Annotated in this window: 24 protein-coding genes; 7 read left to right on the top strand and 17 right to left on the bottom strand. The window is 68.7% G+C overall.

From position 1 onward, the window contains the following. Positions 1 to 139: 139 nt before the first annotated feature. Positions 140 to 1,354 carry a Fic family protein gene (locus RLT57_RS31460; protein WP_311301075.1) on the top strand — a complete coding sequence of 405 codons (1,215 nt, stop codon included), beginning with the start codon at positions 140 to 142 and terminating at the stop codon, positions 1,352 to 1,354. A 644-nt stretch (positions 1,355 to 1,998) separates the two neighbouring features. Here RLT57_RS31460 and RLT57_RS31455 read toward each other — a convergent pair. Both RLT57_RS31455 and RLT57_RS31450 read right to left on the bottom strand, forming a co-directional pair. Further along, on the bottom strand, positions 1,999 to 2,589 hold the full coding sequence (locus RLT57_RS31455) for a hypothetical protein (protein ID WP_311301074.1): 591 nt from the start codon (positions 2,587 to 2,589) through the stop codon (positions 1,999 to 2,001). Beyond that, positions 2,586 to 3,560: a ParA family protein gene (locus RLT57_RS31450; protein WP_311301073.1), complete on the bottom strand. Its 975-nt coding sequence runs from the start codon at positions 3,558 to 3,560 to the stop codon at positions 2,586 to 2,588. Before RLT57_RS31450 ends, RLT57_RS31455 begins: the two co-directional genes overlap by 4 nt. Positions 3,561 to 5,331: 1,771 nt before the next feature. On the opposite strand from RLT57_RS31450, the gene RLT57_RS31445 reads away from it, so the two are divergent. Next, entirely contained in the window at positions 5,332 to 6,093 is a 762-nt protein-coding gene (locus tag RLT57_RS31445) for a hypothetical protein (protein ID WP_311301072.1), read from the top strand. 806 nt (positions 6,094 to 6,899) lie between these two features. Next, on the top strand, positions 6,900 to 8,018 hold the full coding sequence (locus tag RLT57_RS31440; RefSeq protein WP_311301039.1) for an IS630 family transposase: 1,119 nt from the start codon (positions 6,900 to 6,902) through the stop codon (positions 8,016 to 8,018). A 492-nt stretch (positions 8,019 to 8,510) separates the two neighbouring features. Here the strand turns inward: RLT57_RS31440 and RLT57_RS31435 are convergent, their stop codons facing one another. The 3 genes from RLT57_RS31435 to RLT57_RS31425 are packed head-to-tail and all read right to left on the bottom strand — an operon-like array spanning position 8,511 to position 12,348. Beyond that, a complete protein-coding gene (locus RLT57_RS31435) occupies positions 8,511 to 9,536 on the bottom strand; it encodes an ATP-binding protein (RefSeq protein WP_311301071.1) in 1,026 nt (341 codons plus the stop codon). After that, on the bottom strand, positions 9,533 to 11,605 hold the full coding sequence (locus tag RLT57_RS31430) for a Mu transposase C-terminal domain-containing protein (protein WP_311301070.1): 2,073 nt from the start codon (positions 11,603 to 11,605) through the stop codon (positions 9,533 to 9,535). Before RLT57_RS31430 ends, RLT57_RS31435 begins: the two co-directional genes overlap by 4 nt. Beyond that, complete coding sequence (locus RLT57_RS31425) at positions 11,602 to 12,348, bottom strand: TnsA-like heteromeric transposase endonuclease subunit (protein WP_311301069.1); 747 nt, start codon at positions 12,346 to 12,348, stop codon at positions 11,602 to 11,604. The genes RLT57_RS31430 and RLT57_RS31425 overlap by 4 nt, the downstream gene beginning before the upstream one ends. A gap of 231 nt (positions 12,349 to 12,579) precedes the next feature. Between RLT57_RS31425 and RLT57_RS31420 the strand changes: the two genes are divergently transcribed. Beyond that, the gene (locus tag RLT57_RS31420; RefSeq protein ID WP_311301068.1) at positions 12,580 to 13,485 is read left to right on the top strand and encodes a hypothetical protein; all 906 of its coding nucleotides are present in this window, start codon (positions 12,580 to 12,582) and stop codon (positions 13,483 to 13,485) included. Positions 13,486 to 13,542: 57 nt separating this feature from the next. On the opposite strand, the gene RLT57_RS31415 is transcribed toward RLT57_RS31420, so the two are convergent. The 7 genes from RLT57_RS31415 to RLT57_RS31385 form a co-directional block, all read right to left on the bottom strand. After that, entirely contained in the window at positions 13,543 to 14,292 is a 750-nt protein-coding gene (locus RLT57_RS31415; protein ID WP_311301067.1) for a hypothetical protein, read from the bottom strand. Further along, complete coding sequence (locus RLT57_RS31410; RefSeq protein WP_311301066.1) at positions 14,289 to 14,561, bottom strand: hypothetical protein; 273 nt, start codon at positions 14,559 to 14,561, stop codon at positions 14,289 to 14,291. Before RLT57_RS31410 ends, RLT57_RS31415 begins: the two co-directional genes overlap by 4 nt. 39 nt (positions 14,562 to 14,600) lie before the next feature. After that, positions 14,601 to 15,137 carry a hypothetical protein gene (locus tag RLT57_RS31405; protein WP_311301065.1) on the bottom strand — a complete coding sequence of 179 codons (537 nt, stop codon included), beginning with the start codon at positions 15,135 to 15,137 and terminating at the stop codon, positions 14,601 to 14,603. A 62-nt stretch (positions 15,138 to 15,199) separates the two neighbouring features. Beyond that, a complete protein-coding gene (locus tag RLT57_RS31400; protein ID WP_311301064.1) occupies positions 15,200 to 15,856 on the bottom strand; it encodes a hypothetical protein in 657 nt (218 codons plus the stop codon). Between the two features lie 78 nt (positions 15,857 to 15,934). Next, the gene (locus RLT57_RS31395) at positions 15,935 to 16,378 is read right to left on the bottom strand and encodes a hypothetical protein (protein ID WP_311301063.1); all 444 of its coding nucleotides are present in this window, start codon (positions 16,376 to 16,378) and stop codon (positions 15,935 to 15,937) included. A 53-nt stretch (positions 16,379 to 16,431) separates the two neighbouring features. Then, on the bottom strand, positions 16,432 to 16,857 hold the full coding sequence (locus RLT57_RS31390) for a hypothetical protein (RefSeq protein WP_311301062.1): 426 nt from the start codon (positions 16,855 to 16,857) through the stop codon (positions 16,432 to 16,434). Between the two features lie 176 nt (positions 16,858 to 17,033). Continuing rightward, complete coding sequence (locus RLT57_RS31385; RefSeq protein ID WP_311301061.1) at positions 17,034 to 17,618, bottom strand: hypothetical protein; 585 nt, start codon at positions 17,616 to 17,618, stop codon at positions 17,034 to 17,036. Positions 17,619 to 17,894: 276 nt separating this feature from the next. Here RLT57_RS31385 and RLT57_RS31380 point away from each other — a divergent pair, with 276 nt between their 5' ends. Together RLT57_RS31380 and RLT57_RS31375 are read left to right on the top strand one after the other, a co-directional pair. After that, positions 17,895 to 19,112: an MFS transporter gene (locus RLT57_RS31380; protein WP_311301060.1), complete on the top strand. Its 1,218-nt coding sequence runs from the start codon at positions 17,895 to 17,897 to the stop codon at positions 19,110 to 19,112. 82 nt (positions 19,113 to 19,194) lie between these two features. Further along, a complete protein-coding gene (locus RLT57_RS31375; RefSeq protein ID WP_311301059.1) occupies positions 19,195 to 20,421 on the top strand; it encodes an ATP-grasp domain-containing protein in 1,227 nt (408 codons plus the stop codon). A gap of 139 nt (positions 20,422 to 20,560) precedes the next feature. Here the strand turns inward: RLT57_RS31375 and RLT57_RS31370 are convergent, their stop codons facing one another. From RLT57_RS31370 to RLT57_RS31350, 5 genes are all read right to left on the bottom strand, one after another. Then, entirely contained in the window at positions 20,561 to 20,950 is a 390-nt protein-coding gene (locus RLT57_RS31370; protein ID WP_311301058.1) for a DUF6354 family protein, read from the bottom strand. Positions 20,951 to 21,029: 79 nt separating this feature from the next. Beyond that, positions 21,030 to 21,686 (bottom strand): hypothetical protein, encoded by a 657-nt coding sequence (locus RLT57_RS31365; RefSeq protein WP_311301057.1) that lies wholly within the window; start codon positions 21,684 to 21,686, stop codon positions 21,030 to 21,032. A 110-nt stretch (positions 21,687 to 21,796) separates the two neighbouring features. Beyond that, the gene (locus RLT57_RS31360; protein ID WP_311301056.1) at positions 21,797 to 22,012 is read right to left on the bottom strand and encodes a hypothetical protein; all 216 of its coding nucleotides are present in this window, start codon (positions 22,010 to 22,012) and stop codon (positions 21,797 to 21,799) included. Positions 22,013 to 22,265: 253 nt separating this feature from the next. After that, entirely contained in the window at positions 22,266 to 22,619 is a 354-nt protein-coding gene (locus RLT57_RS31355) for a hypothetical protein (protein WP_311301055.1), read from the bottom strand. Between the two features lie 226 nt (positions 22,620 to 22,845). Next, on the bottom strand, positions 22,846 to 23,469 hold the full coding sequence (locus RLT57_RS31350; protein ID WP_311301054.1) for a hypothetical protein: 624 nt from the start codon (positions 23,467 to 23,469) through the stop codon (positions 22,846 to 22,848). Between the two features lie 173 nt (positions 23,470 to 23,642). On the opposite strand from RLT57_RS31350, the gene tap reads away from it, so the two are divergent. After that, entirely contained in the window at positions 23,643 to 26,129 is a 2,487-nt protein-coding gene (gene tap, locus RLT57_RS31345; RefSeq protein ID WP_311301053.1) for a telomere-associated protein Tap, read from the top strand. The last annotated feature ends 129 nt before the right edge of the window (positions 26,130 to 26,258 follow it).

Here is a 26,258-nt window from a genome sequence, read left to right as displayed (position 1 = left end):
ACTATCCTTAAATGGATCAACCTGGGGTTGAACCTTTGGAGCGTGTCTGGTGGCAAGGTATTCGGAGCAGCGCTGGCATCCGCAGCATGGCGCGTCGCCCGATCCGGAGGATCAGGCGGCCCCAACCTTTGATATGTACATGCCAGACAAGCTCCAGGGGCGCTCCATCACGTTGTCCGCGGAGCTTGGAGCCGAGGTAGCTGCGGTGGACAAGCTCGTCCGAGCGTTCAACGACGCCGCCCCGACGAGCCCTCACCTCGAATCGCTGGCCCGCTTTCTACTTCGGTCGGAGGCCGTTGCTTCATCCCGTATCGAAGGGGTCGTCGCCTCGGCCCGCGCGATCGCCCATCTTGAGCTCATGCTCGCAACCCAGACGAGTGATGATCCGCGCACCCATCGCGGGATCAGCGACGGGGCGCGCGAAGTCGTGAATAACGTCCTTGCCTTGCGTAAGGCCGTCTCCACCCTCACGGGGACCCCGACTGTCTCGGTGAAAGACATCAACGACTTGCAGGCCGCGTTGATGGTCGACACCGAGCAGGGCGAGCTTTCCGGTGAACTTCGCCGAGTGCAGAACTGGGTAGGCGGTAACGCATACAGCCCCCAGGGGGCCGAGTACGTGCCGCCGGCACCCGAAGCAGTCGAAGCGCTCATGGTGGATCTAGCCGCCTTTATCTCGGAGGAGCACCCTCTCCCCCTCGTCCAAGCGGCTCTTGCTCACGCCCAGTTTGAGACGATCCATCCATATACCGATGGCAACGGCCGGACGGGCAGAGCGCTGATCCACACGGTGCTGGCGAGGCAGGGCCTGGCCGTCGGACATGTCCTGCCGATCTCCATGTCTCTCCTTGCGCATGCCCGGGAGTACATTGCGGGCCTGAACGCCTACCGCTACGTAGGGGCGCTGAACAGCTCCGCCGCCGAGGAGGGCAGGGACACCTGGATCCGCGTGTTCCTCGCGGCGACCCGCGATGCTGTCGCGGAGGCCCGGCGCTTCACCGACGAACTCGTTCAGATGCGGAAGAGCTGGGACAGGAAGCTGGCATCCCACAGGGCGGCGCTCGGGAAGCGAGGGCAACCACGGAAGGGGGCCGCTGTCGTAAGGCTGATGGAACAACTTCCCGGCGTCCCGATCGTCACGGCAAGGGCAGCGCAGTCCCTTCTCGGGATCTCTTTCGTCTCAGCATCCGGCGCGCTCGAACAGCTGGCCGAGGCAGGAATCGTGCAGGTCAAGGAAGTCGAACGGGGCGCGCGCGCCTACTTGAGTACGGACGTACTCGACTTGATCAATGGTGCGGAGCGTCGACTGACATATACGAAGTGGGAGATGCCCGAGCTGGACACCCGCGTTTGATCACCTGTTGATCTTGGCGCCACCCACGTTCCCGCTGGAGGCTCGGAGCTTCTAACCTTTAACCGCGATGGCCGAACGTTAAAGGAAAAGATCACGTTGGGTAACGGGTAGACTACCCTACTCGGTCGGGCTCAAAGCGAGCTGGACGCGGCGCTGTGGCTGGCCGTGCCTGCGTGTGAGGCCGAGGGCGATGGTGACGGGGCCTCGCCCTCGGGAGCGGCGATCGCGGCAAGGGCGAGAAGCGGCTACCTGGCCTTGACGTAGACGATCTTCGACAGTCCAGCGCAAAGCGCCGCTGCCTGGGCGTAGGTGATGGACCGCAGCATGACCACCCCGGTCTGACGCGTGGGTGAGAGCCGTGTCGATGCGGCCCCGAACAGTTCGTAAGGCCGCTGGCTTACCGATTCACCCTGCACATCCTCAACCCAGGCCGAGATGAAAAGAGCACCGGAGGAGTCCACTCAACCTCCAGCCGTGGTGTTCCTCCGGTGCTTTCCTTCGTCCAGGCATCGGGCCGCTGACCCGGCAATCTCGCCCTCGCGTCGTCCACCAGGGCCAACGCAACGTGGGGCCCCGCGGTCGTGGTGGGTGCGGCGCCGAGGTGCCAAGGCTCACCAGTCCGCCCTGACCGCTGCCGCTCTACATCAGACGGGCTTGTCCGCAGCGCCGGGCAGGTGCCAATTCAGACTGATGGCGATCAGCTTCGAGCGGTCGGGAACCTTAGCGACTCGAACGAGGCGTCGGAGTTCACTCCGCTCCTCGGGCGTCATCCGCGTGTACACGGAGTTGCTCCCCACCCCCGCGTAGCGGATCTGACTTGCACGGACCCCGAAGCGTCGACCGTTGGATGCTGGGACAGCAGCGGCGACGACCTTGTCCCAGCCGGCCGAGTTGGCGGCCTCTACCGCCTCCCAGACGACCTCAAGGTTGGTAAGGCTGCTCTTGATCCGGTACGCCTTCAAGCGCCGATCCACGCCGGTGCTGACGTTGATGGTGACGGGCTTGTCGCCAGCGGCGTCCTCTTCCCCCGGCTCCTCGTCGATCGGTTCGGATACACGTGGCCGCGGCGTTGCACGAACAACGCCGCCTCCCGCCAGCTCCTCGTCCGACAGATCCTGACGCTCGACGCGACGCTCCGCTGTTCGCGTGGTGCCGCGCCGGCCGGAGAGCACAGCAACGTTCGGCACGTCGTAGTCGTCTTCGCCTGTCTCGGTGGCCTTAGCGTCGTCACTCATCGGGCTTCAGCTTCCTCTTCAATCGGGCGCTCCATGATCTGGCGGACCTCCTGCGTGCGCTGGAGGATCTGCCTGCAGAGCGTCTCGTAGTCGTCATACACGGATTGGATCGTGTCGGGCAGTTTGGCGCCGCCGGTGTACTGGTCGAAGAGCTCAACCAGTGGATGCTCGTCATCCCTCGAGAGGCTAGCTACAAGTTCGCTGTGCCCGATGACACGCTCAAAGCGGTGGTAGCCGGCCTTGAGGATCCCTCGAAGGTAGTCGGAAGCCTTCTTGTGAATCTGGGTGGAGTTTCGACCGGTAGCGAAGAGGATGACCCCCAGCATGGTGAGAAGGGGGTTCACTCTGCGCGCTTCATCGAAGTGCTTCTTGATCGTTTTGGTGCCGTCGAGCGAACCGCGATCCGTCTTAGTCGACATGACCACCCACCGGCCACATGCCAGGCCCTGCCTCTGCATCACCGGGTTCTCGGGCGGGAGGTCGATCAGAATGAAGTCGTAGTCGCCGGCGATCGGCAGAAGGCACTGAAGCAGCCTCAGGTCTGCGTTCTTGGTGAACTTGGACCGCAGCCTCGGGTAGACGTCCGTTACGAACTCTTCGATCTTCGGGCCGCCGACGATCAAGTCAAGGCCGGGGCGCACCGGCACAGGCTGGAGCGGAGTCCCCTTACGGAGAGCCTCGACGAGGGCCTCGCCCTCGTCGAGGTACTTCTTGTCGACGCCGAACTCATGGATGGCCAAGTTTCCCTGGCCGTTGATGTCGAGAGCCAGTATGCGGGGGTCCTGCCCGTTCTTCTTCAGGTAGCGCATCAGCATGAGAGCGAAGTTCGCCGTCACGCTGGTCTTGCCGCTGCCACCCTTGTCGTTGGCGAAGACGTAGACGTGCCAGAGGTCCTCCCACGGGATGTCCAGAGGCTCATCCTTGTCATACTCAGCTAGAGCGAAGCTGTAGGGGAGCACGTCTGTCGGCATTAGACTCCTCGCAGGTCAGGGCGTAGATCGAGCATGGGAAGGCGGGCAGCATGCAAGGCGTGAAGCAGACCGGTGCGGCTGTCGCGGAACATGTTGCCACAACGATCATCGCCAGTGCAGGCAGCCACGCAGAAACCTCTCTCGTCGAGCTTGTCGGCGCGCATGGGCGACGAGCTCTTTGGCAGACGGTGAGCATCGCTGCGGGAGTCCTTGTGGGTGGCCCGCGTGCCTCAAACGAGTGCGTAGCGCAGTGGCTGACTGCCGTTGAACCAAAGGGTCCTCACCTGCGGAAACAAGCAGTCGAACCTACTTGCACAGCTACTTGCACAGCTACTTGCAGAGCTGGTGTCTCGCTCCTGGGTTCACAAGGGTGCGTCACATCTTGCGTGCATGTAGGGATGGCTTCATGCACCACGTCTCGATGGCGCGTCGTGTGGTCGACTGACGTGCAATCGGACCAGTCGCATGCGAGCGCTAGGTGCGTGCGCCAGTTGTGTCCAGTCGGTCGGCCTTCTTGTCAAACCCTTGTGACGCAGTCAGCTGGACCCACAGACTGCACTGGAGTGGGGCAACTAGGGTGGCTTACTTCGGCGCGCTTTAGTTGCACAATGGTTAGCCTAAAGGTCGTCACAATGGCTAAGCGTTGTGCGTGCTCGATGACAGTCGAGCTATCTCGCTTGCAGCCTAGCCATGCTGGGTGCGGACTGGTTGGCCAATGGGTTAATCACCTTTCAATCATCATGTGGTGCCTTTTCGTTGACACTGGTCCTTGCCACACGAAAGGCGCGCAGACGTGCCTTAGAAGGCGAAATCTAACTAGGCTTATTGTCGGGCGTTGGGTGGACCAGTCTTGCGGCGATTTGCACAGCCATTGGCGAGGCTCGAAGTTCAGCTTTTTGCCCAGCCCAGTTTCGAGTAAGTTGATTGGGCTCTACGATCGCTTGCGTGCGCGCAAGCGAGTGTTGCTTAAAAGTGACTCTCTCTATTGCTCATTAGGCGGCCTAGATGGAGTCCGTTTGAGACGCACACCGTCTTCCTATCAGATGTGCGCTTTATGGATCCTCACGCTTAGCCTTGTGCAGCACCAGCTGTTGAGCAGACTGCCGGTTAAGGTGGGTTTCGCGCTGGTTCGCCTTATGCGTGGCGGTGAGGTTCGTCTGCTTGCTGGCAGTTGGGTGGCACTGATGCGTTGCCGCATGTTTGACCTTCAAGATGGCCCTGCGCAGGAGCTTGTGCGTTGTAGTCGTGCAAGGCTCCTTGGTCGACAACTAGGCATCAGCTCGGTAAGCAGTTTGGTTATCCATTAAGGCAACCGTGTTGTAGTCGCAATAGCGCGATTAGGAGCTATCGGATTGTAGTGCCAAGGGGCAGGCCAATGCGCGGCTCCACTAGCTCACATGTGTGCTGACCTTCGGGAATAGCGAAGCGCCTGTCAATATGCACAATTGGCCTAGTGCTCCTCTCGCCCAGTCCTAATTATTCCTTTTGAGGGTATTTCGGCCGCACCAAAAAGGGCCTCTGACCTGCATGTTTCCGCTGTGGCGGCCTATCTCGGGTCACTGGCTCCGACTGCCCGGCGGTGGTCTGAACGGCCGCGAGAGGGGCCATTGTGGCCCTCGGTGGTCTTGCCTGATGCCTCTAGGCCCTTCTCTCGGCGCGATTCGAAGATCGCAGTGAGCTGGCGGCCTGCAAGCGGGGTTGGGTGCCCGTGGCGGGGAGGCCCTGGGCGCCGGTGATTACGTGAAGCCGAAGACTCGGCCACTCTCCGCAGGTGTCCCTATCCCCTATGCAGCCGCGGCGCCGGTGGTCCACCTGGTCGGCCACACGCCAGAAGGAATACGGCGGCGCCTTCTTCTACCAGGCCCGCACCTACTACATCCCGCGTGCAGGCTCGGCCGACTGGTTCGCCGTCAGGGCCGCGTCGAGCTACGGGGAGCACCAGGAGTCCTTGCTGATTTTCGACAAGGCCGCCGGCACGTACAAGCTGACGATGGCGTTCTACACCCCCAAGGGCGAGCCTTTCCCGAAGATCGCTGTGGACCGGTACGGCTTCGCGCAGGTGGCCCAGCCGTCCCAGAAGGTCGGGTCGCTCGCCCCGTCCGAACTCGGCAGCCTCTATGAGGACTTCTTCGAGTCGGGCGGGACGAAGAAGGCGGCGAAGGCGTTCGCGGCCACCGACGCCTCGAAGGACTCGACCAAGGTCTACCGGGAACGCAATGAGGGCAAGTTGTCCACCTACCTGACGAAGAAGTTCTTCTCCCAGGAGCCGGCGCATCCCACGGTGTACGCGCTGAAGCTGGCGGGTGGGGGAGTGGTCGCCGGGTTCCCGACTGCCCACACCCAGGAGCGGATGCTCAAGCCCCAGTACATGAGCAGTTTCCAGATCGGCCCCAACGACGAAGAGGCCGTCTACAACCGCAGCAAGCGGACCGTGATCACGGACGAGTTCCAGGGCCAGGGCCTGGCACAGATGAGCCAGAAGGCCAAGCCCAAGGTCCTGACCATCGAATACCGGATGGTCGACTCGCGGTGACCATCCTCGGTGCGGGCCGGCCCGGTCCGCACCGATCAGGACCCGACGGGCGTTCACCCCTTCCCTCGGGAACATCATCGCGGCGAACTGGGAGTCGGTCGAGGGCGGCCTCGACCAGTCCGCCTGGGCCGAAGCCCGCCGCCCGCGACTGCCTCCTCGACGCCGGGCAGGCATCAGGGCCTTCACCGCCTGCGACCTGGACTACCTCCCGGCGGTGCAGTCACAGTGCGCGGGAGCCCGGCGACTCGGACGGCGGCCTCCTGCCCCTGAGGCGGGCGTTCTTCTCCGTACGGGAACGTGGACCGGCTGTCCTCTGACAAGGAAGTTGGACGCTTTGACATCGAAGTTGGACTGGTCAGGCGATCCCGAGCCGTTCTTTCCTCCTTGCCCGGTAGCGCTTCATCCTGCAGGAAGCTGAGCACGTCAGGCGCCTTTGAGACTTCGCTGGAAGCGGTATGCCGCAGACTGCGCAGTTTTCAGGCTGCTGGAGGGGCGGGGCGACGGCGATTGATCGCGGCAGGCCACGGTCGTGCCGTCGGTTCATGTAGGCCCGGTAGCTGCAGTCCTTCGAGCAGTAGAGCTTGTGAGCGGGACCGGAGAGGATCGGCGTTTCGCATGTGCGGCAGGTGCGGACAGCGGGTGGGGGAGGGGCGGCTTGATGATGCCGTCGCGTGCGTTGGGCAGCTAGTGCGTTGTCCACGAACGTTCGCCGGGTGGTGGTGACACGCCGGTCGGTGTTGGCGGTGTCGGGTCCGGAGGGTTCATCCTCATTGGCGACGTGATCGCTGTTGAGGGTGAGGACGCAGATGGCAGAGCCGGTCAGGGCACGTCGGTTGACTGATCAGGAGGGGCAGCGGCTGCAGCAGATCGTTCGGCGGGGGCGGCATGAGTCGGTGAGGGTGCGCCGGGCGTTGATCATCATGGCCTCGGCATCGGGTACGCCTGTGTCGGCGATCGCCCGGCTCGTTGCGGCGCACGAGGACACCGTGCGGGACGTGATCCACGCGTTCAACGACAGGGGGCTGGCCGCGCTGGACCCTCGGTGGGCGGGAGGCCGTCCCCGCCTGATCAGCGATGAGGACCGCGAGTTCATCATCGCGACGGCCACCACCCGCCCGGTTGCGCTGGGACGTCCCTTCACGCACTGGAGCCTGCGCAAGCTCACCGACTACCTGGCCCGCAACCGGGCCCGGACGGTGCGGATCGGCCGCGAGCGGTTGCGGCAGATCCTGCGCGAGCAGGGGATCTCCTTCCAGCGCACCCGCACCTGGAAGGAGTCCACCGATCCCGACAAGGACACCAAACTCGACCGTATCGAGCACGTGACCAGTCGCTTCCCGGACCGGTGCTTCGCCTTCGACCAGTTCGGCCCGCTGTCGATCCGCCCCTGCCACGGCACCGGCTGGGCCCGGGAGAACAAGCCCGACCGGCTGCCGGCCACCTACCACCGCACCCACGGCATCCGGTACTTCCACGGCTGCTACTCCCTCGGCGACGACCAGCTGTGGGGCGTCGCCCGCCGCCGCAAGGGAGGCGACCACAGCCTGGCGGCGATCAAGTCCATCCGGGCCGCCCGACCCGACGGCGCCCCCATCTACGTGATCATGGACAACCTCTCGGCGAACAAGACCCCGGCCGTCCGGGCCTGGGCAAAGAAGAACAAGGTCGAGCTGTGCCTGACACCGACCAGCGCATCGTGGGCCAATCCGATCGAGGCCCAGTTCGGACCCTTACGCAACTTCGTCATGGGCAACTCGAACCATCCCAACCACACCGTGCTCGCCCGCAGACTCCAGGACTACCTGCGGTGGCGCAACGCCAATGCCCGCCACCCCGACGTCCTGGCCGCTCAACGCCGCGAACGCGCCAAGATCCGCAGCGAACGCCAGCAACGCTGGGGCCGCCCACGACCCAAAGCTGCCTAACGAACCCCGGCAACGTTCGTGGACAACGCACTAGCCGGCAGGCTTCCGAGCAGTATCGGCGCGGTCCGCCACCATCGGAGGGTTGGACGAACTGTCCGCCGCAGTGCGGACAGGTAGTGCCTCGTTTCGCCGGTCTGCTGGGGTTCTTGGGGTGGCGCCTGCGGTAGCTCTTCTGCCGGCAGGCCTGGGAACATCGCCGACGTGGGGTGAGGTAGTCCTTGATCGGCATGGGCTTGCCGCATTCGACGCAGTGCTTCCGTTCCAGGATCTCCATCAGCAGAGCGGGATCGCGGCCGGTGACCGTGGCCAGACGTTCCCAGGACGGCTTGGCCTTTGGAAGGTCGAGCTCGCGCAGGTAGTCGCGCAGGTAGCTGGGCTTGAGGAAGTTCGCGGTGGCCAGACGTTCGATGAATGCTGTGCGTCCCTCGCCCTCTCGTGGGCGGGGCTGGATGGGCAGCTGCCTGACCGGGACCGTGCTGCGGTGGGTGCTGTTCACCAGCTCTCCCTCGCGCTGGTGACGAGCTCGGGGGATTCCGCGGCGACGTCCAGCGGGATCGCTTCCAGGGTTTCCCGGGTGATCCGCTCGGCGCCGGTGAGGATCGCGTCGATCGCGGCGCCGCGGATCTGGTGGGACAGGGCTCCGATCATCCCGCCGGTGCGTTTGTGCAGGTAGCGGTCGAGTTCGACCAGCGTTCCCGGTGTGTGGCGGTGCAGCAGTAGCGTTCTCTCCATGGTGCTGACCAGCCCTTTCCACTCGTGGTTGTAAGGGAAGGGGTGGGTGGGGATCAGAGTGAAGCGTCCGGCGATCTGGGCTCCGCGGGTGCCGGAGAGCAGGCTGCTGTGCTCGATGTCGATGCCGGCGTAGATGAACGTGGCGGCGATGCGTTCGGAGAAGTACTTGAGGGTGTCGGCGACCTCGGCGCCGTGGCGGGTGGTCAGGGATATGTTGTGCAGTTCGTCGACCAGCACGAGTCCGGTGCGGGCCGTGGTGCAGACGCCGACGACCGAGTCGATGATGTCGGTGATGTCGGTGATGTTGAACTTGCCGGTCGTTGGCAGCCCGAGGAACCGGGCGAACTCGGCCGCGATCATGCGGGGGGTCGCGGCCGGCGGAACGGTGACGTAGACGACCGGGATGCGGTCATCGACATCCGGGTGCCGTGCCCAGTCTTGAAGTTCGTGGGCCAGGCCGAGTTGGGTGATCGCGATGGTCTTCCCGGTCCCCGCCGGCCCTGAGATGATCAGGCCGCGGCGGGCACTGACCGCATGCCGGTTGAGCAGAATCAGGCGACGTCCGCTGGTCACAGTGTGTCGGACCGTGGAGGTGGCCACCACGAGCAGGCGGGCGTGATGGTCCAGGCGGTCCTCGTTGTAGTGGTCCAGGTCGGCGTCGGAGAGAGCCGCGTACTCGTCCTCGCTCAGCAGCGCGGGTGACGAAGGCGGCTGTGAGGTGAACGCGCGCCAGCCCTCTCGCGTGGTCAGATGCCGGGCGGCTTCCGTGTCCACGGTCTCCGTCACGAGCGTCTCCACGGGTTTTCCAGCGGATCGAACAGGCCGAGCGGGATGACCTCAGCGAGCTCCTCCGACTCGGACCGCTGCGCGGCTGCGGGCTCGTCGACCGGTTCCGGTGCCGCAGCCGGCGCAGGCAGAGGCGTCGAGGAGCGGGCGGCCCGGGTGCGGGCTGCGACTCTGCGGTCCTGCTTGGTCGTCTTGCCCTTGGGCGGTCGTCCGGGTCCGGCGTGGGCCCGGGTCAGCAGGGCGGTGACGGCGTCGGCGATCTCGGCTTCGGTGGCGCCGGGCAGTTTGCGGGCCTCGTGGTCCCAGGCCAGTTCGCCGAAGGGCACCGGCACCCGCTTCAGGTGCTTCCAGAAGACCGGGACCCACTCGCCCTGGCCACGGTGGTTGCGCAGCCAGATCCGGGAGACGTCGTAGGGATCGCGGTGAATCTCCCAAAGGCCCCTCTTGGCCGTGATGCCGGAGTGCTGGCGCCGCATCGGGCCGAGGTCAGCGCTGTTGTAGGTGCGGTTCTTGATCTTGATGCCGTAGTCGTTGACCGCTCGCCATTCGGCCGGCAGCAACTCGATGTAGTCGTCGCCGCCCAGGGCGACCGGAACATAGCCGCAGGCCTCCACGAGCGCGGCGTACTTCTCGTTCGGGGTGAACAGCCGGCCCGGATGGGACGGGTCGCGCAGCCCGTCGTGCGGGCGGTTCTGCCACTTCGCGACGATCCACTCGTCCAGGAGGTCCTGGAGCTCCAGCAGGGACCATGCCCGTCCATGGTCCAGATTCCGACCGCGGTGTTCGGGGCTGCGGCCGGTGTAGGTGGGCAGAAACTGGACGAACAGCGAGGCCACCGAGCCGAGCACCCTCTCGATGTGCCCCTTCTCGAACGGGGAGCCCTTGTGGGTGGGCAGGAAGTCGATCTCCAGGAAGCGGCAGGACGACTTGAAGTTCCGCGAGATGAAGACTTTGCCGTGGTCGCAGACGATCGTCTCGGGGACGATCACGGGGCGGGCCGCCGCGTGTTCGAGCCGTTCGTCCAGCGTCAGCAGTCGCCGGTGCGGCAGCACCGACCGGGACATCTTCAGCGCGTCCACCCACCCGGGCCGCATGGGCTCCGGGGTGACGGTGCGGGCCAGCAGCACGCTGGCGTCGACCGACTTGGTGGTGGGCCGCAGCACCGCCGCGGTCAGCGTCTGGGTCGCGACGTCGATCATGGCCAGGAGCTCGACTTTGCCCACCACCCCGTTGTCGAGGAGGACCAGGACATCGAGCGGGGTGGAGTCGATCTGCATCACCTCGCCCGGCGCGAAAACCGGCAGTTCCCCGAATTCGCCGCTGGCCCCGTGAGCCCGGGACCTGCGAGTTGTGGCTGAGCTGAAGGTGTGGGTGTTCCGGGTGAGCTTGTCCAGCAGCCGGTAGAGGGTCCGCTCGGAGGGCAGCTTGATGAGCTGGCCGGCAGGCGTCTCCTTGAGGATCTCACCGGTCCGCCAGAGCAGGAACGTCCCCCGCCGGGTCGAAGCGTCTGTCGCTTCGGCGATGGCCTGCCGCATGGCCGCGACCACGGTCTCATCCACGGACCCGAACTCGCGCTTCTTGCGGACCGGACGCCGGTCGGCCAGGCCCACGACCCCCTCGGCCTGGTAGCGGCGCCGGTAGTTGGCGACCGTCTGAGCAGCCACCTCGTGGCCAGCGGCGGTCAATTCGGCGGCCTTGGCCCGCTGCCGGGCGGTCAGCGAGCGGCCCGGCCCGTACTCGGGCCTCGGTGGCGTCCCGGCAGCGGCGCCAGGCGGCAGCCCGTGCAGGACTTCAAGGATGTGCCCCTCCCACCACAGGGCCTTGGCCATCACCTGCTTCGGGAACGTATCCAACAACGAGGCCGCCGGAAGCGGCTGGCGCACGGGGACGTCAATGACGGCGAAGCCGTCCCGCTTCAGCAGTTCGTCCAGTTCAACGACCACCTCGGCCCCGTGGGCGCCAGCCAGAGTCACCGTGGTCGCGGTCACCGCCGTGACCCCGCGGACATGTCCGTCGAGCCGGATCCAGGCCCCGATCTCGATACCCGCCGGCCGCCGCATCGCGTTCACCGGACCCGTCCCTTCCAGACCCAGCTATCGTCGTGCAGCAGCTCTCCCTGCAGGTCAGCGGTCAAAACACCCGACCACATCAGGTGGAACAGCACCGGCAACACCGCCAGCCGGTCGCCCGCCTCCAGCACCCCGTCCAGCAAACGCGTCGGCTTCTCGAACACCTCCAGCAGCCGTGCCGCGATCAACCACCGCAGACACCGGCGCCGCCGGTAGCGCGCGAGCCACCGCACGTTCGCCATGAACACCGGATCCGGCACCCCGACCCGAACGAATTCCCATCCTGCCGCCCGGCAGGCATCCTCTGTCGCCGCGAAGGACTCCGCGGCTGCCTTGTCGACCTGGTCATCGGCCCGCACGTCCACGACGCGGCCGCGGCCGTCAGCGAGCCGAACGAAGTAATCGGGCGCGTGCCGCCGCGAACGGACCCCATCGTGCCAGTGCAGCCAGAACGGCTGCGAGGCGATGGCCGCCACCTGCGGATCGCGGTCCATCAGGATCAGCCGATCCCTCTCCAACCACGACTCGTAGCCGACATGGTCCCGAGCGGTCACGCAGTAGTACCAGCCCGCGAAGCTCTCCATGCCCTTGGCCCAGCGGAAACCACGGACGGGTTCCACGGCCTCGAACGGGGTACCCCAGACCTGCCCCAACGGCCGTCGTTCACGACGCCCCGACTCGAAGAAGTCCAGCTCAAAAGCCGACAGCGCGGCATCGCCGTACGCAAGAGCCGGCGCCCCCACCCTGCCCCCAACCCCATCGGTCCAAGATCAGTGGCAGGAACGTAGCGGTTGTCCAACATCACTGGCAAACGATCCAGGTTCGACGTCAGAGGACACCGGCGACGTCGCTGCGGGGCGGTGATTCGAAGAAGCCGGCCGTGGGTGTCACACCGCAGCCCAGATCGGCACCTGTAGCAGGCGAGGGGCGAACGCCCCCTCGCCTGTTGCCGGATCCGTCCCAGGAGCGTCTCGATGACCGTCGTTGTGCCCACATCGCCCACCCTGCCCGGGGACGTCCTCGCCTTCGTCCGGCATCCGCCGGCGGCCCGGCCCGCCCGGCTCGCGCGGGCGCGCCGGCTGCTGGGCGAGCCGGGCGTACGGCCCCTGCTGGAAGAAGCCGTACACCTTCGGCAACTGCGTCCGGGCGTTCTGACGCTGGCCCAGGTCGACGTCTGCGACGCCCCCGACACCGTGTTCACGGCACGGGCCGAGCACTGGATGCGCGTTGCCCAGACCACCTGGCAGGAGTCGGCGGCGTTCCTCGCCGACGTGGCCTGGCAGGCGCGGCGCGACGGCCGCCGGCTGGCCGAGGAGATTCCCGGCGGTGCTGCCTCCGCCAGCGATGCGCTGACCGCCCGGACCCGCATCCATCTTCTGGGGCTCGCGCTGCGGTACGACTTCCGCCGGGCCGCGCTGGAGGAGGCGCTGCGCGCGCACCGGGGACCGTGGGACGTCTTCACCCGCGCGCTGCTGGCGTTCGCGCTGCTCGGCCAGTCCAAGCCGCAGGGACTGCAGGTGATGGACGACGTCCTGGCCGACGCCGGCGACGACGTGAAGGTGCTCCACACGCTGCTGCACGGGCTGTGGCTCGGCGACGGCCTGCCCGAGCGCCACCAGCACATGCTGAGCATTCTGTCGCGTCCGCCGTTTCGCGGGCGTACCGACGCCGTCGCGCTGTTCCGGGAGGCCGGCGTCCTGCGGGAGATGCGGTGCTTCGGCGAGGCCCTGGCCACCATCGACCGGGCGTTGGAGCTGCTGCCGCCCGGTGACCCCGGCGTCCACGACGACCTGGTCCGGGAAAGGGCACTGATTATCGTGGCCCGGGACGCGTACGCGATGGCGCGGTCGGTCTGCGCGGGCGCGCCGGCGGGCCGGTGACAGCGCACCGGCCGGCCGGCGGTCTCGGAGGCTGCGGCCGGCCGGTTCCTGCGGGTCTCAGTGCGGCAGTGCCGCGTAGGCGAGGTGGGCCAGCAGCAGCACCGCCGCACGGTCCAGGAGATCGTCGGGGTCCCCGTGGGTGCGGAAGAGGGCCAGCGCGGTGTCGGCGAGGGTGAGCAACTCGCCTCGGGTGAAGACGGAATCGAGGTCCCGGGCGTGGGGACGGCCCTCATCAAGGTCGTCCAGGGCGAGCGCCAGGCGCTCGCGCAGCGGCCCCGCCTCCGGTGGCAGCGGCGTACCGGCGCGGGCTGGGTGGTGGCGGTGGCCGAGGGTGTCGCAGGCGCGGGCCAGGCTCACCAGGTCCGTTGTGGTCAGGTCGTCGCGTGTGACGGGCAGGACGGCGGAGTCGGCCAGCCCGAGCACCTTCCACAACCCGGTAGGAGCGCGGCCGACGGAGGCGGGCGCGGCGGCACATCGCGCGCAGTGGCCGGAGTCGGAGAGGAACTCCGCGCAGCCGGGCGTTTCGCACAGGTCGGTCTCGGCGACAGCGCCCGGCACGAAGCGCAGCCACAGCCGGCCGTCTGCGGTGCGGAGGTTCAGCGTCTCGGACGGCGTGCACCACACGCTGCCTGCGGGCTGGGCGCGCAGCACCCGCCGGGCGGCCAGCAGGACGTCCAGGCCGGGCAGGTCGCGCTGGCCGGGATCGCCGGGTGCAGCCCAGCCGGATGCGGTGCGCACGTGGACGACGTAGTCGGCGTCCGGATCGACCGCCTGGCGGGCGGCGGTGTAGGCAGGGGACAGAGTCATGCCGAAGCTCCGTGGGTCAGGGGGTGGATGTGCTCGTGTTCGCCGCCGTTGTCCACTTCGACCAGCAGCAGGCCGGGCCCGTCGTTCTGGTCCTCGATGTGGACGTACGGCACGTCGGTGGCGTCGCCCCAGCGGGCGCGGCGGCGGATGAGGACGCTGATGCCGAAGACGGCGAACTCGTAGACGTCGCTGGGGGTGTTGTCCTCGGGGCTGGCGTCGACGACGGTGATCGAGGCGTCGCGGACGCGGAAGAGGTGGGGGTCGGACACGTCGTGCTCCAGAGGGGGCGGGGAGGGGCAGGGCCCTGGTTAGGAATGAGGGGCGGGAGGAAGGTCGTCCGGGGTGGCGATGCCGAGGTCGACGCGGACCTTCAGGCCCTCGACGAGGAGGTGGGCTTCGGCGCGCACGATCCGGCCGACCGTCTCGGGCTCGTCCAGGTCGTCGGCCAGGCGCAGAGTCCCGTCGCCGGAGGCGGTGAACCCGAGCCCGGTGAGGACGGCGTGCGCCCGCTGCCCGGCCGCGGTGGCGGACACCGTGCTGCCGCGCACCGTGATGTGCGCGTCGTCCCGCGCTGCTGCGGACTGCGGCAGGCGGGCGGTCCAGGCGAGTTCGACGATGTCCAGGGTGTGGGGCAGGAGCTGGCCGATCGCGTCGCCGGTCCGCGCGGCCGTGCCGCCGGTGCCCGGGGGCAGGAGGTAGACGGTGCGGCCCAGGTGCTCGCGGGGGCCGAAGCCGGCCGAGGTAAGGATGCCGGGGGCGGCGGCGACCGGTCGGTTCAGGAGGGCGAACGTCCAGCCGTTGTCGGTGGAGCCGAAGAAGACGTCGTTGTGGTCGGTGAGGGCCATCACAAGGGGGCCTTTCTGCCGGAGGGCGGATGAGGAACGAGGAGGCGGAAGGACGGGGGCGGCTATGCGCCCGCCCCGCCCAGGTAGGTGCGCAGCCGGCGCAGCGCGGTGAGGATGTGCCGTTTCCGCCCGTCCGGGTCCTGCTCGGCGAAGTCCCGCTCCTCGCTGGTCCAGCAGTAGGAGACGAGGTCGGTGAGGCTGGCGCGGATCACCGGCGGCAGCAGCGCGGCGGGAGCGCCGACCGCGTCCGCGTCGGCCGTGGCGTCGTCGACCGCCGTGTCGCCGATCTGGTCCAGGCGGACGGTGTCCGGCTCGATGGTCAACGCGCTGACGCGTACGCCGGCCGGGCGCGGACCGGCCGGGTCGATCTCCCCACCCGTGGCTGCCTCCACCCGGGCGCGGGCCTCGGGCACGGTGGGACCGGTGGCGCGCACCATCACCGTGGCCAGGGCGAGGAACGCCACGTCCTGCCCGGCACTGGGCGGCGGGGACGTGTAGGCGGCGGGGTCCAGCACGGTCAGCGCCTCAACGATCGCGTCGCACAGACGGGAGGGAACGAGGTTGGAGTTCTGCAGGAGCGTCAGTTTGTCGCCGGGGTTTTCGGCCGCGTCGATCGCGTCGAGGACCTGCTGGTCCTCGGCGTCGTCGCAGGCCCATTGGGATGCCTCGGTGAGCAGCGCCTCCAGGAGCGCGTCGGCCGCGGCCGTGCTGGTGGTCATGGGGACGTCCTTGTGTTCGGGGCGGGGCCGGGCCCGCGCGGGGCGGGCCCGGCCGGGCGGGGGAGTGGGGAGGGGGTGTCAGGCCGGGCCGGGGATGGGGTGGGCCAGGCTCAGGCGGGTGTGGGGCTGGCTCTCGTTCCACTGGTTGATGCAGTCGGGACAGGTGGCCAGCCGGGGGTCGGTGGCGATGGGCTGGGTGACGCTTCCGCACAGGGCCGGCGCGGGATCGGTGGGGGCCAGCGGGGTGCTGAGCGGTTCCGGCCGCCAGCGCCGGGGGTCGGTCCGTTCCGCGATGCACGCGTCGGCGAAGGGCACCGGCGGGGCTTCGTGGACGGCGAGGGCGAGTTGGAGCAGCCGGTCGCGCAGCTGCTCTCTCGGGCCGTGGAGGGCGATGCCGTTGCTGCCGGTCCACACGGCCACAGCGATCTCGCCCGGTTCGACGACGGCTCCGTCGATGTCTTCGCCGGGGAAGAGGAGTTGGGCTCCGCTGGTGGCGTGTGCCCATTCGAGGCGGTCGCTCATGACGCGATGTCCTTTCCGAAGGAGGGGAGGAGAAGGAGCAGGAGGAGGGCGGGCTACGGGCGGGGGGCGGTCTCCCAGCGGACGGGCACGCTCTCGTCGACGACCAGGCGGGAGCGCGCGGGGTCCTTGCGCCAGATCCGCTGTTTGATCCACTCGTGGGCCTTCAGCCGGCCGTCGAGGCTGCGGGTGGGCCCGTAGGCGATGGGGGAGTGGGCGGGGAGGTGGTCGCCGTCGATGCGCAGCCCAGCGGTGATGACGGCGGTCTTCATGTGGCCGCTGCGGCTGTCGGAGGAGCAGCGCACCCGGACTTCCGGGCTGCCCTCTCCCCGTTCGACCCGGATCAGGAGAACCGTCAGTTCGCGGATCTCCGGGTCGTCGCAGCCCCGTTCGGCTTCGGCCCGGATCAGCCAGGCGGCGTGGTGGGCGAGGACGCGGCTGCGGATGGCTTCGGGGGTGACGGGCATGTCGGTTCCGCGCATGCGAAAGCTCCCTGGGGCGGCGGTGATGAGGTGCCGGGGCCCGATGCGTGTGCAGCACCGCTGCGGGGCCCTGGATGCCGGGGGAGAGGCCCACCCGGTGAGAACTACACTACAAGCAATTATCGAGATATGCAACGCAAGGTTGAGGGGTTCATCTCGTGCGGTGCGAACTCTGCCTAGTACGAGCGGACGACCGCGATCCGGACGGTCCGGCCGCCGGGAAGCCGGGCCGTGCCGTCCACTCCGCTGTCCGAGTGCCACAGCCGGAGCCGCTCCAGCCCCCGGCCGGCCGCCGCGCCCAGCTCGTCCAGGTCGTCGCCCTCGGCGGCCGTGAGCAGCAGTCTGACCGTGAGGGCGCTGCCCTGGTCGCTCACCCACAGCTCCGGTGCGCCCAGAATCTGCTCGTCCAGCCCGTGGAGCCACGGCAGCACGGCGCGCAGCAGGTCCGCAGTCTGCCGGGTGGACGTCGCGCGGTCCTCGCCGCCGCCTCGGGAGGCAGAGGCGGCGGCGACCAGGACGGGGCCCTCGGCGAGATCTGCCGTGAGCGAGCACACCGTCGCCGCGTCCGGCGGCGACTGAATCAGCTCGGCTCCCAGCACGCCGGCGAGCCGGACCAGGCTCTCCCGGGCCTCCGGGGTGGGCCCGCCCATCTCGACCTGCACGTCCCGCGCGCTCAGGCCCAACTGCAGCGGCACCAGGGGCCCGCACGCATCCAGCAGCCGGGCGGTGGCCTGCACGCAGCAGGCCAGAGAGAACGACATGGCGGCCATTGTCGCCCCCCGGCTCGTCCGCCGGACCGGTCCGGGGACTTGTGCCCGGGGACCTGCCGCCTGAACGGCATATTCAGGTAATTCCGGTGACGGAAAAATCCGCGCCTGGTGGCGCGGTCACGGGCACAGCGAAGATCTGTGTCTGCACCAACACCGTTGATCCCGAACGCGGGCACGTGCCCGGTTCCCGCGTCACGGCGTGCTGCTCACCAGCCCGGTGAGAAGTGCTGTGGCCGCCGCCCACCATCACCAGGCAGGCACCTCGACATGACGGTCACCGCCGCGCAACCCGCGGCCACACTTTCTTCCTCCTCCGCGCCGTCCGCCCGGACGATCATCACCGCGCTCCTGGCCACCACTCTCCTGATCAAGGCATGCGGGTTCGCCTACGACTTCCTGGGCTACTACATCGGTGACGCCCACGGCACGACGGCGGCCGGCGCCGCACTGACGGTGTTCGGCATCGGCTGGTGCGTCGGGCAGCTGGCCAGCGGTGCGGTCACCGACCGGCTGGGAGCCAGGACGGCCTGCTCGATCGGTCTGCTGCTCGCCGCGGCCGCCTGCGCCGGCCTGGCCGCCGCCGGCACCCTGCGGGCGCTGCTGCTGCTCGCGTTCTGCCTCGGCTGCACGATGGACGTGTCGCGGCCCGCCCTGTCCGCGGAGATCAACGAGCGGGTGACGAGCGAGGGCGCCCGTACCCGTGCCCAGGGCTGGATGTACTGGGTGTCGAACGTGGGCGTCTCCCTCAGCGGCGGCGTGGGCGGCTATCTGGCCCACGAGCACGGCTACCAGGCGCTGTTCGTCGCCAACGCCGTCGCCTGCGTGGCGGCGGCCGTGTTCGCACGCCGCGTCCTGAGCGGCCGCCCCGCAGCCCGCGACGGACAAGAAGTGCGCTCTTACCGGAAATTGCTGGCCGACGTCTCCCTGCGGTGGATGGTCACCGCCTCGATCGCCACGATGGTGTGCGCCTACGGCCTGGTCAGCGTGCTCCCGCTGGTGATGAACGCCGACGGCCTCCCCCCGTCCGCGTACGGCACCGCCATGATCGCCAACACCGTCGCCGTGCTGGTGATCAGCCCTCCTCTGACCCGCGTTCTCGTCGGCCGGGACGACCGCGTCCGCTTCGCCGTAGCCCCGGTGCTCGCGGCCGGGAGCCTGGTCCTGGGGGCCGCCATGGGTCTGGCGGCCCTTCAGCACACCACGCTCGGCTACTCCGTTGCAGCCGTGGCCACGGTCCCCGGAGAGGTCTGCTACTGCGTCGCGATCGGTGCCTACCTCGCGACGGCCGCCCCGCCCGGCGCGATCGGCCGCTACCAGGCGGCACTGAGCGGAGCGGGCGCCATCGCCTCACTCACCCCGCTCGGGATCGCCATTGCCCTCAACACCGGCGGCCGTCCCCTGGTCGCGGGTCTGCTCGCGGCCAGCGCAGCCGTCGCCGCCCTCGCGTGCCTGCCGCTGTCCCGCTCCCTGCGCATCTCAGCCTGATTCCGCCATCCCGAGCCCCGAGCACGCACCGCGCGGCGACGCACTGCCGTGCCCGACACCCCACTGCGAGAGGAACAACCCCATGCAGGTCGTGATCGTCGACGGGTACTCCACCGGTGCCGCCCTTGCCCGGCGTCTTGCCGGAGCGGGCGTCGAGTGCGTCCACGTGCGAAGCCGCCCGGACGTGCGGCCCTTCCTCCTGCGGACGTTCCGCCCGCAGGACTACGTGCGCGATCTGGGCTTCACCGAGGACGTGACGACTCTGGCGCACCGGCTCAACGGCCATCACCTCGCGCGCGTTGTGGCCGGCACGGAGTCCGGCGTCCTCCTGGCGGAGACGCTCTCGCGCACCCTGGGCCTGCCCACGAACGTGCCCCACCTGTTGCCGGCGCGCCGGGACAAGGCCCTGATGGCCGAGGCCGTCAGCGCCGCGGGCCTGGCGGCTCCGCACAGCACCGTGGTGACAACCGCCCGCGCGGCAGCGGACTGGTTCGCAGCGTCGGGCCTGACGGAAGCCGTCGTCAAACCCCTCGCCAGCGCGGGCACCGACGGGGTGACGTTCTGCGCCTCGCCGGAACAAGCCGCCCGAGCCGGCCACGCGATCCTCAGCGCACCCAACGCCTTCGGCGAACCCAACCGTGCCGTGCTCGTCCAAGAACGCGTGCACGGAACCGAGTACTACATCACCACGGTCTCGGCGGCCGGCGTCCACCACACGGCGGAGATCTGGCGCTACACCAAGCGGGTGGGCCCGGCGGCCACGCCCGTCTACGACTTCGAGGAGCCCGTCGCCCCCGCGAGCGCCGAAGGGCGGCTGCTCACCGCCTTCGTGGGGAAGGTGCTCGATGCCCTCGGCATCACCGAGACACCGGCGCACACCGAGGTCATGCTCACCTCCCGGGGCCCGGTATTGATCGAGACGGGCGCCCGCCTGGGCGGAGCTACCGCGCCGGATGTGGTGGACGCCTACCTGGGCCTGTCCCAGACCACGCTGGCGGTCACCGCCTTGACCGATCCGCAGTCGCTGCACAGCCACGCCGCCGTCTCCGGCGGTCGGCCGCTGCGCTGCGTCCAGTTCGTCAACCACCACCGGGGATGCGCCAGCGCCGAGGCCCTCACCAAGATCGCGGAACTGCCGAGCGTCGTATTCGCCGCCCGGGCCGCCGACCCCGGCACGGTCCTGGAGCCGACCACCGACCTGCTGACCTCGCCGGGCTACGCCTACCTCGCCGCCCCCAGCCTCACCGAACTGACCCGGGACTACGAAACCCTGCGTGCCTGGGAGCACGAGGGCATCTACACCAGGTGAACCAGGGCCGGCCCCGGCCGGCTTCCACGATCTGCGCCCGGCAGCGCGCCCGAGACAGACACGGGCCCGGCTCCTTCCCGGAGCCGGGCCCGTGCGATGCGTTGTGTCCGTCCGGCGGGCGACACGGCGGCGAGCGTCGTCAGTTCGGTTCGCTGTTGGCCTCGCGGAGCAGATCCTTGTGCACCCTCAGGGCCGCGGCGGCGTAGGCGGCCGGCAAGGGGTTCGCGCCCTGCACCTCGGCCATTGCCTTCAGGAACTGCGCGTGGGCGATCTGGTCCGCGTCGTCGACGGCCTCCTCGACGAGGCGGAAGGCGCTGCCGGCGAAGCGGCGCAGCGCGATGCGGGCCGTGCGGCCGGCGGTCCCCTGGGTGTCGTGCTCGACCACGCAGTCGGCGTGCGTGTCGCCGATCTCAGCCACGCGCAGCATCCGCTCGCGGGCAACCATGTCCGGTGCCATGTCCTGCCAGAGCTGCCGCACGCGGACTCCGTCTGTCCCCGTCGTACCGGTGGGAGAAGAGCTGTCGCTCACTGATGACTCCTTCTTCCTTCAGGAACGGGCGGCGGCCTTGCGGCCGCTGCCCCGGTGGATGAGCATGCCGACCCGGGCGTCAGGACGTGACGGCCGGGTCGGTCGTAGCGCGGCCGCGAACGGTATGGGCGTGCGCCTCCGCGCAGAAGCGGCAGATGAGAACCCACAACGGCAGTGACAGTCCGGGCAGTTCGTCCTGGAGGAGCCGGGCCGCCTCGTGGATCGAGTGCTGGCTCCGGGCGACGTCCATCTCGTCGACTTCGCGGCGCGACCGCTCCAGCAGCCGCGCGGCGGTGAGGATGCCGGTGTGCGCGTCGTAGCTGATCTTCTCCAGCCGCATCGGGCTGACCGGGGTGAACAGGGAAGGCACGGGCGGAGCCGGGTCGAACGCCGACAGGCGCTCCGCGCTGTACCGCGTGGCCAGCAGTTCGACGATGTAGGTCACGGCGACCTGCCAGGCGGCCACGTCCCGCTCGCCGGTGCGGATCTGGAAGGCGGTGATGGCCCGGTCGGCGTTCTCCTCAGCCCTGGCCAGAGCGCCGGGGCCGCCGCCGAGCCGGAAGTCCTCCAGCGCCTGGGCGGCCTCCAGCACGTTCACCTGGGCCGAGGGGGCGTAGTCCTCCAGGCTGCGTCGCATGAGGATATCGGTGCCGTTCTCCACAGTGATCAGGGAGCCGGGCGCGGCGGGTTCACCAGGCTCGGAGGGAAGGTGGGGACGGGGCGTGCGAAAGGTCATGATCTTCGATCTCCTTTGGGTGTTGAGCTGATGACGTTCGGCGGGCTGGCCGCGCATCGCTCCCCGGCGGGGGTGTGGGGACGGCTGGACCTTCTGCCTACTCGCTGCTCTCAGGCGGTCATCCGCAACCGTTCGTCCCAGCAGCAGGAGCCCACCCACCCGTTGTCGTGCCGGTGCGCGGTGGCTCGCAGGATTTCTCCCCCGCACACCTTGCACCGCTCCAGTTCGACGTCGACGCCGTGCTCTTCGAGCACCGCAGCGATCTGTGCCTGAGTGGGGTACCGGTCGAACGACTCAGCGGTCAGCACTTCGTCACGAACGCTCACCAGCTCGTATGAACGATCGTCAATGCCGTTCCAGACCAGTTCTCGGACGAAGTACCGCTCTCCTTCTACTTCGAATGGATCATGGTCGATTTCCCCGACGACGACGCTGCCAGGCCTTGAAGCATTTCCCACGGTGATACCTACCTTCGTACGTGAGGATTCGAGCAAAACGGTTGATGAGGAGAGGGGTCCAAGGGGTGTGCCAGGGATCTCCTGGTAGGCGAGACGGGCCCGCTGGGCCGGACGATCGCCATCAGGCGGGCAGGGTGTACGTCTCGACATCGGTGATAGGAGGCTCATCGGGGAGTGGGTCGTACTCCCAGTAGCGAAAGCGGTAGTTCTTCGGCGGATCGGCGGGGTGGTATGGCGCCGTGGTGATGACGGCGGAGCAGCGCAGGAACCGGCGCCCGTCGGCGTAGCCGTAGCCGTGGTGCTCTTCGCCGTGGACGGAGAAGACCTGGGGATCGACCGTGCCGGGTGCCAGAAGCCGGAAGAACAAAGGGGTGCGCTTGCGGAACCTGCTGTGGCCGGCCTCGCGGGACCAGTGCTCACTGAACCAGTCCAGGGTGCGCAGTTCGACGCGGTCGGGGGTGATGACGAGGAACACCGGGTCCGCCTCGTCATCGCGCCACAGCGGCGTGCGCGGGGCGGAGGCTGTCCGGCTGGGGTGCGGAGTGCGGGCCGGTGCGGGCGCGGAGTGCCGGTCGGGCGAGGTGGAGGACGGGGGGGTGCGGGTGGGGTGAGGCCATGAGTTGCTCCCGAAGGTGCGCGGCGGGCGGGGGGGAACGGGGGCGCCGCGCCGTCGTGCGGCCGCCCCGTCTGTGCTGGGGTGCTCAGCAGCCGTACTCGCAGCCCTCGTCGAGGAGGAGGGCGGGGATGTGGCTGTGGTGGCAGTCGTTCTCGCCACGGACCTCGGACGGCAGGTCATCGAAGCCGAGTCCGCACGCTGCGAGCGTGCTCACGACCTCGACCAGGCCGTTCACTCCTTCGAGCGCACCGGCAGGCCAGCGGTCCCGGAGGCGGGCGGGCATCGGAGGAAGCGGTGAGGTGTCTGTCACGAGATCGCGAACGGTGCGGCCGCCGGCCGAGATCAGCCGCGCGGGCCTGAAGCTGCCGCCGTCGTCCTCGGCCAGCACCAGGGCGTAGGCCGCCGGGTACATCGCGCGCAGCGCCCCAGCCAGGTCCGAGGCCACCTGGACCGCAGTCTCGCGCTGGCGCCGGTGCAGCTCATTCAGGCGTGACCACGCGGTTCCCGCTTCTTCCTCGGCCCGGTCCTGCTCCAGAGCGTCGGCGATGCGCACGGCGCACCGCCGCGCCTCGGGCTCCTCCGGCAGATGCCCGTCATCCTCAGCGGCCAGAGCCAGGAAGCGTGCGAGCTCGGCGCGCGCCCGGGCACCAACAGGAGCGTCGGCGCCGACCGCGCGGCCTGCCGAGGCGATGAAGTCCTTCGTGGACACGGGGGATCCTTCCTCGTCGCGGACCGCCAATCAGCCCGTCGGCAATGACATTACGATCGTTTATCGAGATACGCAACGTCTACAGTACACGTGATTATTGAGTTAAGGATTGACCCGGACGTCGGTCGGCTGTACGTTAGATTCGCGTTAGATTCAGCGAGTGGAGGACGATCGTGGACAAGGCTGTGGAGTCCCTGCTCACGCAGCTCCCCGACGAGGGCCCGGTTCCGCCGCTTCCGCCCGTGCCGGAACGGGCGCGGCTGCGCGAGGAGTGGGGCTGGACCAAGAGCCAGCTCGGCGAGGCCCTGGGGGTCGCCCGGGAAACGGTGTGGACCTGGGAGAAGGAGCCTCCCCGCTCCCCACGCGGCAAGACCGGACAGCTCTACGCCCGGCTGCTGGCCCACTTCGCTGCCCAACTCACCGTGCGGGCGGCCCTGGCCACCCCTTCGCCCGCGGTCTCCGGTGCCGTCCCCGTGGAAGGGAATGCCGCTCCTCAGGACGAGGATGCCGGGGGCGCCGCGCTCGCGCTTTCCGCAGCGCTCCCGCTGCCGGCCGCCGAGACGGAATTCGACGTACCCGGCTCATGGGACGAACTGCCCGAAGGAGTCGTCGGGCCGTGCGTCCGCTGCGGAGGCAGCACCCCGTACCTCGTTGACGGACTGCCCCGCCATCTCTATCTGGAAGCCGCGGCACGCGCCGGCGCGCCGCGCTGCGGCACCCGCCCCGTCCCCCAACCCGCTTCTGTCCCCGAAGCACCCGCCGCCGCCCTGCCCGTGCCCTCACAGCCGGACGACCGTGAGGCTGCGCCGCCCGAGCCGGCAACGGCCCCCGAACCGCCGGAGCCGGACAGCACTTCTGAACCGGCCGTGCCCCAGCCGCAGGCACCGGCCGCCGCGTCGCCCCGGGCGGAAGCGCCCGCGCGCCGGCCGGCAGCAGCCCCGGCTGCGGCATCACGCCGCAAGCCCGCCAAGAAGCCGGCCGTCAAGACGGTGGCGCCCGAGCACGCTGACGGCCCGATCGCCGTCCTGGACATCCAGGACGCCGCTCTGACCGCCTACCTGGTCGACGGCCGCGCTGTACCGTGCCCGGCCAGGACGATCCAGGCCCTGGCCACGTGGGCCCTGGACAAGAATCGGATCCGGCTCGGCGCCGGCAAACTCCACGACAACGGCTTCGACCAGGACCCGCTGCTCATCCTCACCGCCTCCGCAGTGGCCTACTTCGACCTGCCCGCCCACCTGGAGGACCAGGAAGGGCTCCGCCTCCCCGCCGACCACAAGATCGTCAAGCAGCTCACGCGCGGCGGGTGGGAACTGACCAAGAGCGGGTTCGGCCCCTGGCCGCGGATCTTCAAGCGCCTCGACGGCCGCCGCTACTGCGTCCAACTCGCCGTCGTTCCCTGGCGCGCCCTGGAGACCCGCGCCTGGGGAGACACCGAGCACCTGTCTGCCAAGCAGCTCGCCCGGCTCCTCGGCTCCTACGCCGACCTGGTCATCACCCCGCGTGGCACCGTGGCCGTCAGCGGCGAAGAACTCATGACCGCCCTGCGCCCGCCCACCAAGGCCGTGTGGAACGCGCAGGAGAACAGGTACGTCTCCGGGAAGGTCCCCGGCACGCTCCACACCGTCGTCGAACCTGCCCCGTGCGAGGCGCCCGACGAGCACCCGCTGGTCGCCGCCGACTACCCCGACGAGGGCACCCGCCCCGCCGGCGAGGCACTGGACGAGGAGGCGTGCATCTGGGTCCGGCCCGTCGACCTGGTCACCGGCGAAGAGCGGGCCCGGTCCCACGTCGTCGCCCTGGACGTGACCATGGCCTTCCTCGCAGCCTGCCGCCGCCTTCACGTCGGCACCGGTCCCGCCGTCCACCGCCCCCGCAACCCCGACTTCGACCCCGATCTCCCCGGCTCGTGGTACTTGGACCTCTCGCACGTCGAGATCGACCCCCGCATGCCCAACCCCTTCACCTCCAGCGGCCTCAGGCCCGAAGGCCCTGCCTGGTACGCCACCCCCACCGTCGAGTACGCCGTCGAACTCGGCGCTCACGTCCGCCCGCTGGAAGCCTGGGTCCGCGAGGTGCACAGCCCCTACCTCCAGCCTTGGTACGAACGGCTGCGCGCCGCGTACCTGACGACGATGGCCGGCCTTGGCGTCACCGCCGATCTCGGCGACGAAGAGTTCCTTGCTGCCATGGCCGCCCACAAGGACGGCGACCCCGCCCTGGTGACCTTGCTGAACGCGATCAAGTCCACCGCCAAGTCCGGCATCGGCAAGCTGCGCCAGCGCCCCAACCTCGGCCTCGACTACATCTTCGGCGAGCCGTGGCCGGCCCTGTCCCGCAAGACCTGGCGCCCCGACATCCGCGCGATGATCCTCTCCAAGGCCCGCACCAACATGCACCGCAAGATGTGGCACCTCGCCACCACCGCGAACCTCTGGCCGCTCGCCGTCAACACCGACTGCGTCGTCTACCCCTGCGACGGCCTCTCCCCGATCCCGGTGCTGCTCGGTCCCGACGGACAGCCCGTACGCGGAGGCTTCCGGATCGGCATCAATCCCGGCTCCGTCAAGCACCAGGGCTCCCAGACCATGGAGTGGGCCGTGGACCTGCTCACCGATGGCGTGAACATCGCCAACGAGATCAAGGACGCCAGCCTGTAGGTACTCAGAATCCGCGTCATGTTCTCGCAAGCGATGACCTCTGAATAGCACTTATGACGCGCTGCTGAGAATACCCAGCTCGGAATGATCATCCTTTCGGGTGATCGAAAGTGCGTGTGATCCTTCGTA

Origin of the sequence: Streptomyces sp. ITFR-21, assembly GCF_031844685.1 — a bacterium.
GTDB lineage: Bacteria > Actinomycetota > Actinomycetes > Streptomycetales > Streptomycetaceae > Actinacidiphila.
Note: the sequence above shows the minus strand (reverse complement) of the source record. Positions and strands in the feature narration are given on the sequence as shown.